Source organism: Dankookia sp. P2 (assembly GCF_050632255.1).
Lineage (GTDB): Bacteria > Pseudomonadota > Alphaproteobacteria > Acetobacterales > Acetobacteraceae > Paracraurococcus.
On the sequence record NZ_CP192581.1, the window covers coordinates 2,903,063 to 2,917,750 of the forward strand.

Genomic DNA, 14,688 nt, shown 5'->3' on the forward strand with positions numbered 1-14,688 from the left:
GTTGGACGCATGCGTCCAACGGGAGGAAACACTTTTTCCTCCCCAATCTCCCTACTCCGGCTGCACCCCTGCCGCGCGCAGCAGCGCCACGCCGCGCCGCATCTCCGCCTGCAGGAACTCCATCACCTGGGCCGGCGTCGCCACCTCCGGCACCGGCTGCACCGAAAGTTCCGCCAGCCGCGCCGCGGATTGCTGCTGCGCCGCGGCGAAGGCGCCCCGCAGCGTGGCGAGGGCCGCGGGCGGCGTCCGCGCCGGGGCCAGCGCCACCAGCCAGGCCTCGTGGCGGAATTCCGGCAGGCCGGCCTCGGCCGCGGTCGGCACCTCCGGCAGGCTGCCCACCCGCTGCGGCCCGGCGATCGCCAGCGGCCGCACCGCCCCGCCGCGGATGACGCCGAGCGCGGAGGGGATCGGGTCCACCACGAAGATCGCATCGCCGGTGACCACCGCCTGCATCGCCGGCCCGCCGCCGCGGTAGTGCACCGGCTGGACATCGGTGCCCGATGCCGCGCGGAACACCTCGCCGGCCACATGCACCGCGCTGCCGATCCCGGCGCTGGCGAAGTGGTGCCTGCCCGGCTCCGCCCGCAGCTTGGCCAGCAGCCCGGCCAAGTCGGCGATCCCCGATTTCGGGTTCACCACCAGCACCTGCGGGATGCGGCCGAGATGCGCGATCCCGGCGAAGTCGCCGATCGGGTCGAAGGGCAGCCGCGCCACCAGCGCCGGGGCGATGACATGGGCATTGCTGTGGATGAGGATGGTGTGGCCATCCGGCGCCGCCTTCGCCACCGCATCCATGCCGACCAGCCCGGCCGCGCCGCCCGGCCGGTTCTCCACCACCACGGACTGGCCGAGCGCGGCGGAGGCGCCCTCCGCCAGCACCCGCGCCACCACGTCGGTCGTGCCGCCCGGGGCGAAGGGCACCACCACGCGGACCGGGCGGTCCGGCATCCAGCGCGCCTGGGCATGGGCGGCGACGGGCAGGGCGGCGAGCGCGAGCAGGCTGCGGCGGCTGGGCATGGCGTGTTTCGTCCCCGGACTCGTTGCGGCCACCCTGCCGGGCCGCGCCGCCCCCTGTCCAGCCGCCCCCGGTTGCGCGCGCCGCGCCGCCGGACCACCATCCGCGCAACCCTGGGGGACCCGTCCATGCAGCGCTTCGAGCTTCGCCTTCCTCTCCACCACCATCGGCGCCGCGCCCAAGGCGGCCCAGGCGATCGAGGCCTGGTCGCGGGAAGGCAAGGGCGGGCTGCACGCTGTCTGGGCCTCCGAGGTCGGGCTGCTGAACCAGGTGCTGGTGCTGCGCAGCTTCGAGGACGAGGCCGCCCTGGCCACGGAGCGGCAGCGCGCTCTGACCAGCAGCAGCCCCTTCGGCTGCGGCGAATGGCTGACCGGCCTGTCCATGGACGCCTATGCGCCCTTCCCCTTCATCCCGCCGGTGCCCGAGGCCGGCGCGCTCGGCCCGGTCTATGAGGTGCGCAGCTACATCCTGAAGACCGGCGGGCTGGAGCCCACCATGGCCGCCTGGAAGGAGCAGCTGCCGGAGCGCCTGAAGCTCTCGCCGCTGGTCGTCGCCATGCATGCTGTGGACGGGCCGCCGCGCTTCACCCATATCTGGGCCTACAAGAGCATGAACGACCGGCTGGCGATCCGTGGCGACGCCGTCGCCCGCGGCATCTGGCCGCCCAAGGGCGGGCCGACCTGGCTGGCCGAGATGCGCAGCACGATCTGCCTGCCGACCGCGGTGTCCCCGCTGAAGTAGCGGGGGATGGAGCCCTTCCTCTCGCTCGCCCATCTCACCGTGCTCGACCTGCCGCCGCCCGCCGTCATCCGGGTGGCGGCGGAGGCGGGCTGCCGCGCGGTCGGGCTGCGGCTGCTGCCGGTGGCGCCGGGCGCGGCGGGCTATCCGTTGCAGGACGACCCCACCCTGCTGCGGGAGACGCAGGCGGCGATGGCGGCGACCGGCATCGCGGTCGCCGACCTCGAGATCGTCATGCTGCGGCCGGAAACGCGGGTCGCGGACTTCCTGCCCTTCTTCGAGGCGGGGCGCAGCTCGGCGCGAAGCATGTGCTGGTCGCCGGCTACGATCCGGACGAGGCGCGGCTGACCGCCAGCTTCGCCGCCTTCTGCGCGGCCGCAGCGCCCTTCGGCCTGACCGGCGATCTCGAATTCATGCCCTGGACCGACACGCCCGACCTGGCCGCGGCCATCCGCGTCGTGCGCGCCGCGGCCCAGCCGAATGGCGGCATCTTGGTCGATGCGCTGCATTTCGACCGCTCGCGGAGCCGCGTGGAGGATATCGGCACCGTGCCGGCGGAGTGGCTGCACTACTGGCAGCTTTGCGACGCGCCGGCGGAGCGCCCGGCGACGACCGAGGGCCTGCTGCACACCGCCCGGGCCGAGCGGCTCTTCCCCGGCGAGGGCGGGCTCGACCTGCCGCCGCTGGTGCGGGCCATGCCGCCGGGCATCCCGGTCAGCCTGGAGGTCCCGACCCTGGAACTGGCCAGGACCATGGGGCCGGAGGCGCGGGTGCGGCGTGCGGCGATGGCCGCGCGTCGGGTGATCGCCGCCGCGCGGGCCGCGGCATGACCGGCACGCTGCAGGGCCAGGGCGCCATCGTCACCGGCGGCGCGCGCGGAATCGGCCTCGGCATCGCCCGCCGCCTGGCTGCCGAGGGTGCCCGCGTGATGATCTGGGACCGCGACCCGGAGGCCTTCGACCACAGCTTCGCGCCCGCCCTCGTCACCCGGGTGGACGTCGCCGACCTCAAGGCGGTGGAGGCGGCCTTCGGGGAGGCCGTCGCCGCGCTCGGCGCGGTCGACATCCTGGTGAACAATGCCGGGATCAACGGCCCGGTGGTCGACGCTTGGGACTACCCGCCGGAGGCCTGGGCGCAGGTCATCGCCATCGACCTCACCGCCGTCTTCTATTGCTGCCGCGCCGCCACGCCGCACATGCGCGAGCGCGGTTACGGACGGATCGTCAACGTCGCCTCGATCGCGGGGAAGGAAGGCGTGCCGCGCATCTCCGCCTATTCCGCCGCCAAGGCGGGCGTCATCGGCTTCACCAAGTCGCTCGGCAAGGAGCTGGCCGGCAGCGGCGTCACCGCCAACTGCATCGCCCCGGCTATCACCGAGACCGACCTGTTCCGCGAGATGACGCCGGAGCACATCGCCGCCATGAAGGCAAAGATCCCGATGGGCCGCGCCCTGACGATCCCCGAGATCGCCGCCATGGTGGCCTGGATCGCCGGGCCGGAATGCAGCTTCACCACCGGCTTCGCCTTCGACCTGACGGGCGGCAGGGCGACGTATTGAGGAACGGGGAGAAGGTATTCTCCCCCGAACCCCCTCATCTCTTTTTGTGAGTCCAGCACTCGCCACCGCGGCGGCTGCCAGACTCATAAAAGGGAAGGGTGGGAGCTTGGGGAGGGAATACTTTTCCCTCCCCAATCTTGAACGCATGGGGGAAGGAAGATCCATGGACGACCTGAAGGGCAAGGTGGCGCTGGTCACCGGCGCCAGCCGCGGCCTCGGCGAGGGCGCGGCGCGCGAGCTCGCCGCCCGCGGCGCCTCGGTCATGCTGGTGGCGCGCGACGGCGCCGCGGTCGCCGCCGTGGCGAAGGGCATCGGCGGCAACGCGGCGTCCAGAATCGCTCGACGTCTCCGACTATGCGGCGGTGGAGCGCGTGGTCGCCGCCACCCGCGCCCGCTTCGGCGGGCTCGACATCCTGGTGAACAATGCCGGCGTCATCGAGCCGATCGCCGAGATCGCCTCGTCCGACCCCGCCGCCTGGGCGCGCAACATCCAGATCAACCTGATCGGCGCCTACAACGTGGTGCGCGCGGTGCTGCCGGGGATGCTCGCGGGCGGCGGCGGCACGATCATCGACATCTCCTCCGGCGCCGCCTACCGGCCGCTCGAGGGCTGGAGCGCCTATTGCTCGGGCAAGGCGGGGCTGGCGATGTTCACCAATGCCATCGCCCTCGAGACGGCGGGGCGCGGCATCCGGGTCTTCGGCTTCTCCCCCGGCACCATCGACACCGAGATGCAGGTGAAGATCCGGGCGTCCGGGATGAACGTCATCAGCAAGATCCCCCGCGGCGACCTGCTGCCGGTGGCGCATGCGGTACGCGGGCTGGTCTACCTCTGCACCCCAGCGGCGGATGACCTGCACGGCAGCGATGCCTCGATGCGGGACGACGCGTTCCGGGCGCGGATCGGCCTCGGCTAGGCCCGCCCATCCCGCCCCGGTCTGGACAGCCGGGCCGCGGCGCGGGATGGTCCGGCGAAGCACGAGGGGAAACGCATGACGACGGTGCCGGACGCGGCCGAGGATTGGCCCGACCAGATCTATGACCTGCTGAAACAGCACGAGATCCGCCAGGTGGCCCTGGTGCCCGATGCCGGGCATTCCCGGCTGATCAAGCGCTGCCTCGCCGACAACGACATCAAGGTGACCACCCTGACGACCGAGGAGGAGGGCATCGCCCTGGTCTTCGGCGCCTGGCTGGGCGGCGAGAAGGCGGTGCTGCTGATGCAGTCCTCCGGCGTCGGCAACTGCATCAACATGCTCTCGGTGCCCATCGCGCACCGCACGCCCTGCCCGATGATCGTGACGATGCGCGGCGACTATGGCGAGTTCAACCCCTTCCAGGTGCCGATGGGCAACGCCACCCAGGCGGTGCTGGAGGCGATGGGCACGCTGGTGAAGCGCGCCGACACGCCGGAGGATGTCGCCCCCACCGTGAACGCCACGCTGCGCATGGCCTTCAACACCTACCGCCCGACCGCGACCCTGATCGGCCAGCGCGTCATCGGCGCCAAGACCTTCGGGAAGTGACCGCCATGATCGAAGTCGCGGAAAGCGGCAAGCTGGAGCGCCGCTCCGTCGTCCGGGCGCTGCTCGAGGATCGCGGCGAGATGCTGGCGATCGGCGGGCTCGGCGCCCCGGCCTGGGACATCACCGCGGCCGGCGACTGCCCGCAGAACCTGCCGCTCTGGGGCGGCATGGGCGGCGCGGCGGTGATGGGCCTCGGCCTCGCCCTCGCGCAGCCGGCGAAGCCCGTGCTGGTCATCACCGGCGACGGCGAGATGCTGATGGGCATCGGCAGCCTGGCCACCATCGCCACCAAGCAGCCGCGCAACCTCTCTGTCGTGGTGCTGGACAACGAGCATTACGGCGAGACCGGGATGCAGGAGACGGCGACGCGGCATGGCGTCGACCTCGCCGGCATGGCCAAGGCCGCGGGCATCACCGACAGCCGCAAGGTCACGACCCCGGCCGAACTGCTGGCGCTGCGCGACGCCATCCGTGCCGGCCATGGCCCGATCTTCGCCCAGGTGAAGATCGACGCCGCCAGCCTGCCGCTGGTCCTGCCGCCGCGCGAGGCTTCGATCCTGCAGGCGCGGATGCGGGAAGCCATCCTCGGTCCCAAGGCCCATCTGCAATGAGGCGCCGCGCGCTGCTGCTGGCGGGCCTCGCCACGCCGGTTGCGGCGCGCGCGCAGGGCTGGGTGCCGGACCGTCCGATCCGCCTGCTGGTCGGCTTCGCCGCGGGCGGCGCTCGGACCTCACGGCGCGGCTGGTCGCGCAGGCGCTCGGCGAGCGGCTCGGCCAGCCGGTGCTGGTGGAGAACCGGCCGGGCGCCGCCGGCAACATCGCGGCCGAGGCGGCGGCGCGGGCGGCGCCGGACGGGCATACGCTGCTGTTCGGCGTCAGCAGCACGCTGGCCGCCAACCGTGCCCTCTACAAGTCGCTGCCCTTCGATACGTTGCGCGACTTCGCTCCGGTCTCGCAGGTCGCGGTCATCCCGAACCTGATCGTGGTGAACCCGGACCTGCCGGTGCACGACATCCCCGGGCTGATCGACTACGCCAGGCGCAACCCGGGCAGGATCTTCTACGGCAGCGCCGGCGCCGGGACCTCGCTGCACCTGGCCGCGGCGAGCTTCGCGTCCCGCGCCGCGATCGAGATGGTGCACGTGCCCTATCGCGGCGGCGCGCCGGCGGCGACCGACCTGATCGCCGGCAAGATCCAGCTCATCGCCTCGCCCATGGTGGAGGTGCTGGCGGCGGTCCAGGCCGGGCAGTTGCGGCCGCTGGCGGTGACGACGGCAAATCGCTCCCCCGCGCTGCCGCAGATCCCGACGGTCGCCGAGACGCTGCCGGGCTTCGAGGTGCCGCTTTGGAACGGCATCCTCGCCCCGGCCGAGACGCCGCCGGCCGCCATCGCCCGGCTCTCGGCCGAGATCGGCACGGCGCTGGGCAGCGAGCCGATGCGGCGCCGGCTGACCGAGCAGGGCAGCGAGCCCAGGCCCAGCACGCCCGAGCAATCTGCCGGCTTCATCCGCGCCGAGATCCCCCGCTGGTCGGACATCGTCCGCGTCTCCGGCGCCACCGCCGATTAGGGAACCACGCCACATGCCGCATGTCGTCTGCCTCCGCCCCGTCCATCCCGAAGCCCTCGCGCTGCTGCGCGCCTCGCCCGGCGTCACGGTCGAGGTGCTGGAGCCGGTGAATGCCGAGACCATCGCCGCCGCCATGCCGAAGGCGGATGCGGTGATCGTCCGCGCCACGCCGATCAACCGCGAATTCCCTGGCCCATGCGCCCAACCTCCGCATCGTCGCCCGGCACGGCGTCGGCTACGACGCGGTGGATGTCCCGGCGCTGACCGAGCGCGGCATCCCGCTGACCGTGACGCCGGACGCCAACGCCGCCTGCGTCGCCGAGCACGCGCTGATGCTGATGCTGAACGTCGCCCGGCAGACCCGGTACTACGACGCCGCGGTGCGCGAGCTGCGCTGGAGCAACCCGCCGGTGCCCGACACCTTCGACCTCGGCGGCAAGACCGTGCTGGTGATGGGCTTCGGCCGCATCGGCGGGCGCGTGGCGCGGCTCTGCAAGGCCTTCGACATGAGGGTGCTGGTGCGCGACCCCTTCATCCCGCAGAACACCATCAAGGGCGCCGGCTTCATCCCGGCCAAGGATTTGCAGGCGGCGCTGGCCGAGGCCGACGTGGTGACGCTGCACCTGCCGTCAAGCGAGAAGACCCGCGGCATCGTCAATGGCGAGTTCCTGGCCTCGATGAAGCAGGGCGCGGTGCTGATCAACACCGCCCGCGGCACCCTGGTGGAGGAGAAGGCGCTGGCCGGCGCGCTGACCAGCGGCCACCTGAAGGCCGCCGGCCTCGACGTGTTCTGGGAGGAGCCGGCCACGGCCGACAACCCGCTGCTGAAGCTGCCGAACGTGGTGATGACGCCGCATTCGGCGGCGGCGACCGAACAGGGGCTGCGGCGCATGGCGCTGTCCTGCGCCGACAGCATCCTCTCGGTCTTCGCCAACAAGCTCGACCCGGACGTGGTCATCAACCAGGAGGTGCTGCGCGGCAACGCGTAGCCCTTATCCGGCAGAAGGGAGGACAAGCATGGTGGACAACCCGCTTCTCACGCTCGCCGAGCACGCCGCCTCCTGGCGCGGCCGGCCGTTGCCCGACGAGGTTGCCCACCATGCAAGGCGGGCGCTGATCGACTGGTTCGCGGCGCTGCTGCCCGGCCTGTCGAAGCCGCCCGCCACCCTGCTGGCCGCCGCCATGGCCGCGGAGCGCGGGCCGGGCCGGTCGATCTGCTATGTGGACGGCCAGCCCTCCCCGCTGCGGCATGCGGCGCTGCTGAATGCGACCGCCAGCCACACGGTCGAGTTCGACGACATCTTCCGCGATGCCGGCTACCACCCGGGCTGCCCCACCATCGCCCCGGCGCTGGCCGCGGTGCAGCAGCAGGGCGGCAGCATGGACGACCTGCTGCGCGCCATCACCGCGGGCTACGAGGTCTCCTGCCGCATCGGGATGGCGGTGCAGCCGAGCCACTACAAGAACTGGCACACCACCGGCACCGTCGGCACCTTCGGCGCGGCGGTCGCCACCGCCATGGCGCTCGGCTGCGACGCCGAGAAGATCGGGCACGCCATCGCCACCGCGGCGACCTTCGCCGGCGGGCTGCAGCAGGCCTTCCTCTCGGACAGCATGTCGAAGCCGCTGCATCCCGGCCATGCGGCGGATGCCGGGGCGCTCGCGGCGATCGGCGCCGCGGCCGGCGTGACCGGCGCGCTCGACGCGCTGCACGGGCCGAAGGGCTTCGCCGCCGCGACCAGCGAGGATGCCGGCAAGTGGGACAAGGCGCTGGCGGACCTGGATAGCCGGGTCTGCATCACCGAGATGACCTTCAAGAACCACGGCTGCTGCGGCCATATATTCGCCGCGCTGGATGCCGTGCGGGATCTGCAGGTCGAGCACGGCTTCACCGCCACCGAGGTCGCCCGCATCCGGGTCGGCGGCTATGGCCCGACCAAGAGCATCTGCGACCGCCCCTCCATCACCACGGAACAGGAGGCCCGCTTCTCGGTCCAGTTCACCATGGGGGCGCTGCTGGTGCTCGGCGGCGTCCGCATCGCCGCCTTCGAGCCGGCGAACCTGGTCAACCGCGCCATCCGCGCCATCATGCCGAAGGTGACGGTCGAGCTCGACCCGGAGCTGGCCGATGCCTATCCGGCGAAGCGCGCCGCCAAGGTCTGGCTGGACCTGGCCGATGGCCGGCAGCTGTACCGCTACCAGCCGACCCGCAAGGGCGATCCGGACGCGCCGTTGTCGGATGCCGAACTGGGCGAGAAATTCCGCGAGCTCTGCGCGCCGGTCATCGGCGCCCCGGCGGCCGAGGCGATGCTCGACGGCCTGTGGCAGGGCAGCGCCGTGCCAGGCGCGCTGCCGCAGATCTTGCGCCAGGCGGCCGAATGATGCGATGGCGGCGCGGCCTCACCCGCCGCGATGCGCAGCCCCTGTCGAGGCTGCCGATGTTGCGCGCCATGCCCTGTCTTCCCTCGCGGCCCGCTGGTGCCGCAACGGAGCGATGGAACGCATCCAAAAACAGTAAACACTAATATGACCGGCGGGCGAAGCCGGAGAGCTGCCCATGCCGACCCCGCTCACCCCTGACGCGACCGCCCGGATGCTGCGCGCAGCCACCGTCCTGGTCGCTGTGCGGGAGCCGGACGAGCATGCCGGAGCGCGGATTCCCCGCGCCATCGGCCATCCGGTGTCGCGCCCCGGCATGGCCGGGCTGGTGCTCGCCGGGGGCAGCGGCACCTGCGGGATGACGCGGCTGCCGCGCCGCATGCCACGGAACCGCGCCGAATCCCGACCCGGGATGCGGGGCTCAGTCCCCCGGCGGGCAATAGAGGTCGCGCAGCACTTCCAGCAGCCGCGCCGCCTTGGGGTCGGCCAGCCGGTACCAGATCGTCTGGGCCTCCCGCCGCGTGGCGACAAGCTGGTCTTCCCGCAGCCGCGCCAGGTGCTGCGACAGGGCGGATTGCGAAAGCCCGACCACGCCGACCATCTCGGTCACGTTCATCTCGCCGCCGGCCGCCAGGTGGCAGAGGACGAGCAAACGCTTCTCATGCGCAAGCAGACGGAGCAGCCGGGCGGCCTCGGCGGCGCGTTCCTCGAGCACCTCCAGCGGCATCAGTGTCGTCACGATCGGCCCCCATCTGCGTCAACGCATATTGCAGGCGTGCCGCCACGGACCAGCTCCAGGGAGCCTGCCAAGCGACCTGCCCTGCTTCGATCCATGGCGTCCCGCCGATCCTTCCGGCACCGCCCACGTGGCGTGCAGAGGCCTTCGCGCCGATCCCGGGCGACCGGCAAAGCCCGGCGCAGCTTTGCACATCGCTCCGTGATGGATGTTTGGTGATGGATCTTCCGCAGCGCAAGGCCTGGATCACATGTACCGGACAATGATGCTTGGTTATCGTTGGCCCATGGCCGGATCCTCGCCGCCACGCCTTGCAGTGGCTAGACTGCGCGGCAAGCGCCCTGTGCCGGATTGTGCCCGATGCATCGAACCAAGCTGCCGCCTGCCGTCGAATTCCTGATCCGCCATGCGGCCATCGGCTTCGGGCTGGCGACGCTGTTCGTCATGGTGCTGTTCTGGGCCGATCCGGGTGGGATCGCCCAGGTGCTGCAACGCGCGCCGGGGCATCCCTGGCCCACCCTGCTGCTCTGGTTCTTCTGCGGGCTGACCCTCGGCGCGGTGCAGATGGGCATCGCGGTGATGCTGCAGGACGGCCCGCCGGACGACGACGACCGCGGCGGCGGCCGGCACGACCGCCTGCTGGCGCCGATCCCCATCCGGGCCCAGGCCGGTCGCCGCGGCTGACGCCGCGCTCAATGGGCATGCGCGCCGCGGGCGATCGCCAGGTGATGCGCCTGGTGGTGCGCGCCGCTTGCCATCAGGCCGAAGAAGCCGAGGCCGCGGATATGGGCGACTTCCTTCGGATCGGCTGAGGTCACGACCAGCCGGACGCCCTCCGGCACCACCTCGCTCGCGGCCCGCCAGCCCTGCATCCCGTCCAGCTCCCGCGCATGCGCCGGCACCATGCGCCGCAGGGCGTCCAGGGTGCGGCCCTGGCCTGTGGCGGTGACCTCCACCCCGCCCTCGATGCGGCGGGTCGTGGCCTCGGCGCGCAGCATCACCTCCGCCATGTCCACCAGATGCAGCCGCAGCGCATCGAGGTCGACGCGCGACCAGTCGGTCGCCGGGTCGGCCTCCAGCAGGCGGACGACCTCCTGCAACGCGGCGAAGGCGTCCTGGCCGGCCAGGCCGGGCAGCGGTCCGGCCGGTGCGGCGCGGCCCGCGCCATGCGCATGCGCGTGCGCCGTGCCCTGCATCGGGGCGGGCTGGGCGAGCGCGCCGCCGGCCAGCAGGCAGAGGCCGAGGAGGAGGGGCTTAGGGGACATGGCGGGCTCCGGCATCGAAGGCCGCATCCTGGCACAGGCAAACCGCCGCCGCGCCAAGCCGTTGCCCGCGGCACCGCCATACCGGGAGATGCCATGCCGATGCCCCGCCACCGCCTCCGCGCCCTGCTCCTCGCCTGCCTGCCGGCCCTGGCCGGCTGCACCGGCTCCGGCGCCACGGGGCCGGTGGCGCAGCCGCCCGGCGCGCCGGAGACGGCCCGGACCAGCGCGCTGGCCACCGCCGCCGCCACCCTGCAGCGCGACGCGCCGGTGAGCAACCTCGACGTCTACCTGGTAGGGTTCCACCCGATGCGGGACCACCCGGAGCGGCAGATGGAAGCGCACCATTTCTGCCACGTGGTGAACGAGGAGCTGATGCAGTGCGCGCTGTTCGACGGCAACACGCGCGCCGCCAACCTCACGGGCATCGAGTTCATCATCGCCGAGCGGCTCTTCGCCACCCTGCCGCCGCAGGAGCGGCAGTACTGGCATCCGCACAACGCGGAGATCCTCTCGGGCCAGCTGGTCGCGCCCGGCATCCCGGCGGCAGCGGAGCATGCGCTGATGGCCAGCAAGATGAACAGCTACGGCAAGACCTGGCATGTCTGGGACACTGCCATGGATTCCCTGCCGCTCGGCCCGCCGCAGCTCGCCTGGTCCTTCAACCGGGAGGGGAGGCGCGGCCCGGCCTGGTCGAGGCGCGCGACCGCCGCATGGGGATCGACACCGCGGAGCGGCGCCGGGCGCGGCAGGACCTGCGCCCGCTGGCGCGTCCGCAGCACGGCGTCGATGCGCTGCGCGGCCGCTTCGGCCGGCCGACCGAGGCGGTCCCGGGGGTGGAGGCGGCGCGATAGGCTCCCCCGACAAGCCCATGGCGTGGCGACCCGGTCCGCCGCTAGCCTGACGCCCAAGCAACGACGCTGGGGGGAACGGCATGCCGCGGATCGGGCATCTCATCGGGCGGCGCGGGGCGCTGCTGGGCGCGCCGGCGCTGCTGGCAGGGGCCGGGGCCGCGCGGGGGCAGGCCTGGCCGGGGCGGCAGGTGCGCATCGTCGTCGGCTTTGCCGCCGGCGGCGCCAACGACATCATGGCGCGGCTGATCGCCGGCAAGCTCGGCGAGCGCGTCCCCGGCACCGCCTTCGTGGTGGAGAACCGGCCCGGCGCCGGCACCCTGCTGGCGGCGGAGAACGTCGCGCGCGCGGCGCCGGACGGCGCGACCTTCCTCTATGCCTCGACCTCCACGCTGATCACCCTGCTGGTCAACCGCGGCAGCGGGCTGGACCCGGTGCGCGACTTCGCCGCCGTCACCATGGCGCAGTCCTCGCCGCTGCTGATGGTCTCCCGCCCCGACTTCCCCGCCAGGACCCTGCCGGAGCTGCTGGCGCTCGCCCGGCAGCGGCCGGTCACCGTCTCCCACCCCGGCACCGGCGGCATCAACCACCTGGCCATGGCGATGCTGACCCAGCGCACCGGCGTCGATTTCACCCTGGTTCCCTATACCGGCAACCAGCCTTCGCTGACCGCCCTGGTGCGCGGCGACGTGGATGTCGCGCATGACAGCTTCTTCGCCACCAAGGGGCTGCTGGGGAATGGCAGCATCCGGCCGATCGCCGTCACCAGCGCGCAGCCCGCCGCCGCCATGCCCGAGGTGCCGACCGTCGCCGCCACGGTGCCGGGCTACGAGGTGCTGTTCTGGGGCGGGCTGATGGCGCCACGCGGGGTGCCGGAGCCGATCCTCGACCGCATGGCGGCCGAGGTGGACGCGATCCTGCACCTGCCCGAAGTGATGGAACGGGTGAGCAGCTTCGGCGCCGACGCGGTCGGGCTCGGCCGCGCCCAGTATGCGAAGACCATTGCCGAGGATTGGGCGCGCTGGGGCGCGGTGGTGCGGGAGATCGGGCTGAAAGGGGATTGAAGGCAAGGGGAGAAAGTATTCTCCCCCGGACCTCCTCATTTATTTTTCCGGGCCTGGCACCCGCCATCCGTTGGCGGCCGACCCGCAAAGGGAAGGCTGGGGAGGGAATACCTGTTTCCCTCCGCAACCCTGCTACTTCGGCGCGGTCGCCACGGCCTGGAAGTTGGCCAGGCTGTCCTCCGCCACGCGGAACCACTGCACCTGCTCCACCCGGAAGCGGTCCCAGTGCTCGTGGATCTTCTTGAAGCGCGCATTCTGCGCGCCGATCTCGGCGTAGAGTTCCTGGGACGCCTTGTACAGCGCCTGCATGATCTCCCGCGGATAGGGGCGGAGCTGGGTGCCCTGGGCCACCAGCCGACGCAGCGCCGGCGGGTTGGCCACGTCGTATTTTGCCGCGGTCGCGTGGTAGGCCTCGGCGCAGGCGGTCTCCAGCATGCCCTGGTAGGCCTTCGGCAGCGCCTCCCAGGCCTTCAGGTTCACCATGAAGTCGGTGTTCGGCCCGGCCTCCTGGAAGCCGGGGTAGTAGTAGAATTTCGCCACCCGGCCGAAGCCCAGCTTCTCATCGTCATAGGGGCCGATGTATTCGGCACCGTCGATCACGCCGCGTTCCAGCGCCGGGTAGATGTCGGACGGGGCGATCTGCTGCGGCACCACGCCGAGCTTCTGCATCACGCTGCCGCCGAGACCGGCGATGCGGGATTTCAGCCCCTTCATGTCGTCCAGCGTGCGCAGCTCTTCTTCGACCAGCCGCCCATCTGCGCCCCGGTGCAGCCGGCCGGGATCTGCCAGATATTCGCCTCGGCGAAGACGTCCTTCAGCAGGTCGCGCCCGCCGGCATAGTTCAGCCAGGCGAAATTCTGCCGGCCGTTCAGCCCGAAGGGCAGCGCCGAGCCGAAGGCGAAGCTCGGGTCCTTGCCGAAATAGAACAGCGCCGAGGTGAAGCCGCACTCGACCGAGCCCTGGCCGACCGCATCCAGGATCTGCAGCGCCGGCACCACCTCCCCGGGGCCGGAGACGGTGATCTCGAAGGCGCCCTCCGACATCTCCCGCACCCGGCGGGCGACGATCTCGGCCGCGCCGTAGAGGGTATCGAGCGTGCGGGGGAAGCTGTTGGGGCAGCGCCAGCGCAGCTTCGGCTGGGCCGAGGCGAGCAGCGGCGCGGCAAGGGCGGCGGCGCCGGCGGCGGTGCCGGCAACGAGGTGGCGGCGGTTCATCGGGCTGGGCTTCTCCCTGACGCGCCCTGGCTGGCGCTTGGGTGGAAGCCTGCCGGGACCGGACCGCTTCGGCAAGGGTCGCCGCGGCTCAGGCGGCCGCGGCGACGACCGTGCGCTCCCCCAGCACCAGCGCGCCAAGCAGCGCGCCGGTCGCCGGCACCGCCAGCGCGACATCGCCCCAGGCGTCCTGCAGCACCGCGCCGAGCAGCGCGCCACTGGCCATCGCCGCCCAGCAGGCCGCCTGCTGCGCCCATGCGGCATGCTTCGCGCGGCCCAACAGGGCCTGGACCAGCCCCTCCATCGCCCGCGACATCGCGCCGGTGACGAAGGTGATGCCGCCGACCCCGGGCAGCGCGGTGTTCAGCATGCCCATCGCCGGGACCATGGCCCAGGCGGCCGGCGGCAGCGCCCGGCCGCCGGTCGCCGGGGCCAGCAGCGCCGCCGTCAGCAGCGCCGCGACCAAGCAGAGCACCGCGGGGCCGCGCCAGCGCCCGGCCAGGGCGCCCACCACCGCCCCAGCAGGGCGCCCGCGGCGAACAGGCCGATGACGGTCGCCAGCGCCGCCGCGCGCCCGGCATGGCTCCGCGGCGGCGGCAATCCCCAGCATGGTGCTGGTGCCGCTGATGAAGCTGACGAAGAGCTGGTCGAAGCGCAGCCAGCCGATCGCGTCGACGCAGCCGGCCAGCGCCACGAAGGGCACGGCTGCCCAAGGGTTGATGGCCGGCGCGGGCGGCGCCGGAACGACAGGCTTTTCCCCAGGGGGCATCCGCATTACACCG

19 protein-coding genes and 2 pseudogenes are annotated in these 14,688 nt (G+C 72.4%); 15 read left to right on the plus strand and 6 right to left on the minus strand.

Annotated features, from left to right (window positions below; translation table 11 throughout):
- Nucleotides 1–51 precede the first annotated feature (51 nt).
- Entirely contained in the window at nt 52–1,017 is a 966-nt protein-coding gene (locus tag ACQ86J_RS17085) for a tripartite tricarboxylate transporter substrate-binding protein (protein ID WP_431272035.1), read from the minus strand.
- Here ACQ86J_RS17085 and ACQ86J_RS17090 point away from each other — a divergent pair.
- The 11 genes and pseudogenes from ACQ86J_RS17090 to ACQ86J_RS17140 all read left to right on the plus strand — a co-directional run bounded on the left by ACQ86J_RS17090 (nt 1,016) and on the right by ACQ86J_RS17140 (nt 8,785).
- Nucleotides 1,016–1,756, plus strand: a complete 741-nt coding sequence (locus ACQ86J_RS17090; RefSeq protein ID WP_431272036.1) for an NIPSNAP family protein — start codon at nt 1,016–1,018, stop codon at nt 1,754–1,756. The two genes, ACQ86J_RS17085 and ACQ86J_RS17090, sit on opposite strands and share 2 nt — an antisense overlap.
- A 6-nt stretch (nt 1,757–1,762) precedes the next feature.
- Nucleotides 1,763–2,101 carry a hypothetical protein gene (locus tag ACQ86J_RS17095; RefSeq protein WP_431272037.1) on the plus strand — a complete coding sequence of 113 codons (339 nt, stop codon included), beginning with the start codon at nt 1,763–1,765 and terminating at the stop codon, nt 2,099–2,101.
- Complete coding sequence (locus tag ACQ86J_RS17100) at nt 2,062–2,583, plus strand: TIM barrel protein (protein WP_431272038.1); 522 nt, start codon at nt 2,062–2,064, stop codon at nt 2,581–2,583. Before ACQ86J_RS17095 ends, ACQ86J_RS17100 begins: the two co-directional genes overlap by 40 nt.
- Entirely contained in the window at nt 2,580–3,311 is a 732-nt protein-coding gene (locus ACQ86J_RS17105; RefSeq protein WP_431272039.1) for an SDR family NAD(P)-dependent oxidoreductase, read from the plus strand. Before ACQ86J_RS17100 ends, ACQ86J_RS17105 begins: the two co-directional genes overlap by 4 nt.
- 163 nt (nt 3,312–3,474) lie before the next feature.
- Nucleotides 3,475–3,573, plus strand: a pseudogene (locus ACQ86J_RS17110) (oxidoreductase); the annotation flags it as partial.
- A gap of 109 nt (nt 3,574–3,682) precedes the next feature.
- Complete coding sequence (locus ACQ86J_RS17115; protein WP_431272040.1) at nt 3,683–4,228, plus strand: SDR family NAD(P)-dependent oxidoreductase; 546 nt, start codon at nt 3,683–3,685, stop codon at nt 4,226–4,228.
- 75 nt (nt 4,229–4,303) lie between these two features.
- Nucleotides 4,304–4,837, plus strand: a complete 534-nt coding sequence (locus ACQ86J_RS17120; RefSeq protein ID WP_431272041.1) for a phosphonopyruvate decarboxylase — start codon at nt 4,304–4,306, stop codon at nt 4,835–4,837.
- 5 nt (nt 4,838–4,842) lie between these two features.
- Nucleotides 4,843–5,448 carry a thiamine pyrophosphate-dependent enzyme gene (locus ACQ86J_RS17125; RefSeq protein ID WP_431272042.1) on the plus strand — a complete coding sequence of 202 codons (606 nt, stop codon included), beginning with the start codon at nt 4,843–4,845 and terminating at the stop codon, nt 5,446–5,448.
- 169 nt (nt 5,449–5,617) lie between these two features.
- The gene (locus ACQ86J_RS17130) at nt 5,618–6,403 is read left to right on the plus strand and encodes a tripartite tricarboxylate transporter substrate-binding protein (protein ID WP_431272043.1); all 786 of its coding nucleotides are present in this window, start codon (nt 5,618–5,620) and stop codon (nt 6,401–6,403) included.
- A gap of 212 nt (nt 6,404–6,615) precedes the next feature.
- On the plus strand, nt 6,616–7,392 hold the full coding sequence (locus tag ACQ86J_RS17135) for an NAD(P)-dependent oxidoreductase (protein WP_431272435.1): 777 nt from the start codon (nt 6,616–6,618) through the stop codon (nt 7,390–7,392).
- Between the two features lie 28 nt (nt 7,393–7,420).
- Nucleotides 7,421–8,785 carry an MmgE/PrpD family protein gene (locus ACQ86J_RS17140; RefSeq protein WP_431272044.1) on the plus strand — a complete coding sequence of 455 codons (1,365 nt, stop codon included), beginning with the start codon at nt 7,421–7,423 and terminating at the stop codon, nt 8,783–8,785.
- 418 nt (nt 8,786–9,203) lie between these two features.
- Here ACQ86J_RS17140 and ACQ86J_RS17145 read toward each other — a convergent pair whose 3' ends face one another.
- A complete protein-coding gene (locus ACQ86J_RS17145) occupies nt 9,204–9,521 on the minus strand; it encodes an ArsR/SmtB family transcription factor (RefSeq protein ID WP_431272045.1) in 318 nt (105 codons plus the stop codon).
- 357 nt (nt 9,522–9,878) lie between these two features.
- Here ACQ86J_RS17145 and ACQ86J_RS17150 point away from each other — a divergent pair, with 357 nt between their 5' ends.
- Complete coding sequence (locus ACQ86J_RS17150) at nt 9,879–10,202, plus strand: hypothetical protein (RefSeq protein ID WP_431272046.1); 324 nt, start codon at nt 9,879–9,881, stop codon at nt 10,200–10,202.
- A gap of 8 nt (nt 10,203–10,210) precedes the next feature.
- Here ACQ86J_RS17150 and ACQ86J_RS17155 read toward each other — a convergent pair whose 3' ends face one another.
- Nucleotides 10,211–10,783, minus strand: a complete 573-nt coding sequence (locus ACQ86J_RS17155; RefSeq protein ID WP_431272047.1) for a hypothetical protein — start codon at nt 10,781–10,783, stop codon at nt 10,211–10,213.
- Between the two features lie 306 nt (nt 10,784–11,089).
- On the opposite strand from ACQ86J_RS17155, the pseudogene ACQ86J_RS17160 reads away from it, so the two are divergent.
- The 3 genes and pseudogenes from ACQ86J_RS17160 to ACQ86J_RS17170 all read left to right on the plus strand — a co-directional run.
- Nucleotides 11,090–11,401: pseudogene (locus ACQ86J_RS17160) on the plus strand (DUF1264 domain-containing protein); the annotation flags it as partial.
- Nucleotides 11,402–11,493: 92 nt separating this feature from the next.
- Nucleotides 11,494–11,634, plus strand: coding sequence for a hypothetical protein (locus ACQ86J_RS17165; RefSeq protein WP_431272048.1), 141 nt, complete (start codon nt 11,494–11,496; stop codon nt 11,632–11,634).
- A gap of 80 nt (nt 11,635–11,714) precedes the next feature.
- Nucleotides 11,715–12,695: a Bug family tripartite tricarboxylate transporter substrate binding protein gene (locus ACQ86J_RS17170; RefSeq protein WP_431272049.1), complete on the plus strand. Its 981-nt coding sequence runs from the start codon at nt 11,715–11,717 to the stop codon at nt 12,693–12,695.
- 132 nt (nt 12,696–12,827) lie between these two features.
- On the opposite strand, the gene ACQ86J_RS17175 is transcribed toward ACQ86J_RS17170, so the two are convergent.
- The 3 genes from ACQ86J_RS17175 to ACQ86J_RS17185 all read right to left on the minus strand — a co-directional run bounded on the left by ACQ86J_RS17175 (nt 12,828) and on the right by ACQ86J_RS17185 (nt 14,609).
- A complete protein-coding gene (locus ACQ86J_RS17175; protein WP_431272050.1) occupies nt 12,828–13,409 on the minus strand; it encodes a TRAP transporter substrate-binding protein in 582 nt (193 codons plus the stop codon).
- Nucleotides 13,406–13,909, minus strand: a complete 504-nt coding sequence (locus ACQ86J_RS17180) for a hypothetical protein (protein ID WP_431272051.1) — start codon at nt 13,907–13,909, stop codon at nt 13,406–13,408. Before ACQ86J_RS17180 ends, ACQ86J_RS17175 begins: the two co-directional genes overlap by 4 nt.
- 88 nt (nt 13,910–13,997) lie before the next feature.
- A complete protein-coding gene (locus ACQ86J_RS17185) occupies nt 13,998–14,609 on the minus strand; it encodes a DUF1275 family protein (RefSeq protein ID WP_431272052.1) in 612 nt (203 codons plus the stop codon).
- Between the last annotated feature and the right edge of the window lie 79 nt (nt 14,610–14,688).

What these genes read in the sequence shown, in the direction of transcription:
- ACQ86J_RS17180 (WP_431272051.1), bottom strand. Translation starts at nt 13,909, where the DNA reads ATGAACCGCCGCCACCTCGTTGCCGGCACCGCCGCCGGCGCCGCCGCC.
- ACQ86J_RS17090 (WP_431272036.1), top strand. Translation starts at nt 1,016, where the DNA reads ATGGCGTGTTTCGTCCCCGGACTCGTTGCGGCCACCCTGCCGGGCCGC.
- ACQ86J_RS17175 (WP_431272050.1), bottom strand. Translation starts at nt 13,409, where the DNA reads ATGAAGGGGCTGAAATCCCGCATCGCCGGTCTCGGCGGCAGCGTGATG.
- ACQ86J_RS17120 (WP_431272041.1), top strand. Translation starts at nt 4,304, where the DNA reads ATGACGACGGTGCCGGACGCGGCCGAGGATTGGCCCGACCAGATCTAT.
- ACQ86J_RS17125 (WP_431272042.1), top strand. Translation starts at nt 4,843, where the DNA reads ATGATCGAAGTCGCGGAAAGCGGCAAGCTGGAGCGCCGCTCCGTCGTC.
- ACQ86J_RS17105 (WP_431272039.1), top strand. Translation starts at nt 2,580, where the DNA reads ATGACCGGCACGCTGCAGGGCCAGGGCGCCATCGTCACCGGCGGCGCG.
- ACQ86J_RS17155 (WP_431272047.1), bottom strand. Translation starts at nt 10,783, where the DNA reads ATGTCCCCTAAGCCCCTCCTCCTCGGCCTCTGCCTGCTGGCCGGCGGC.
- ACQ86J_RS17085 (WP_431272035.1), bottom strand. Translation starts at nt 1,017, where the DNA reads ATGCCCAGCCGCCGCAGCCTGCTCGCGCTCGCCGCCCTGCCCGTCGCC.
- ACQ86J_RS17165 (WP_431272048.1), top strand. Translation starts at nt 11,494, where the DNA reads ATGGGGATCGACACCGCGGAGCGGCGCCGGGCGCGGCAGGACCTGCGC.
- ACQ86J_RS17140 (WP_431272044.1), top strand. Translation starts at nt 7,421, where the DNA reads ATGGTGGACAACCCGCTTCTCACGCTCGCCGAGCACGCCGCCTCCTGG.
- ACQ86J_RS17170 (WP_431272049.1), top strand. Translation starts at nt 11,715, where the DNA reads ATGCCGCGGATCGGGCATCTCATCGGGCGGCGCGGGGCGCTGCTGGGC.
- ACQ86J_RS17150 (WP_431272046.1), top strand. Translation starts at nt 9,879, where the DNA reads ATGCATCGAACCAAGCTGCCGCCTGCCGTCGAATTCCTGATCCGCCAT.
- ACQ86J_RS17095 (WP_431272037.1), top strand. Translation starts at nt 1,763, where the DNA reads ATGGAGCCCTTCCTCTCGCTCGCCCATCTCACCGTGCTCGACCTGCCG.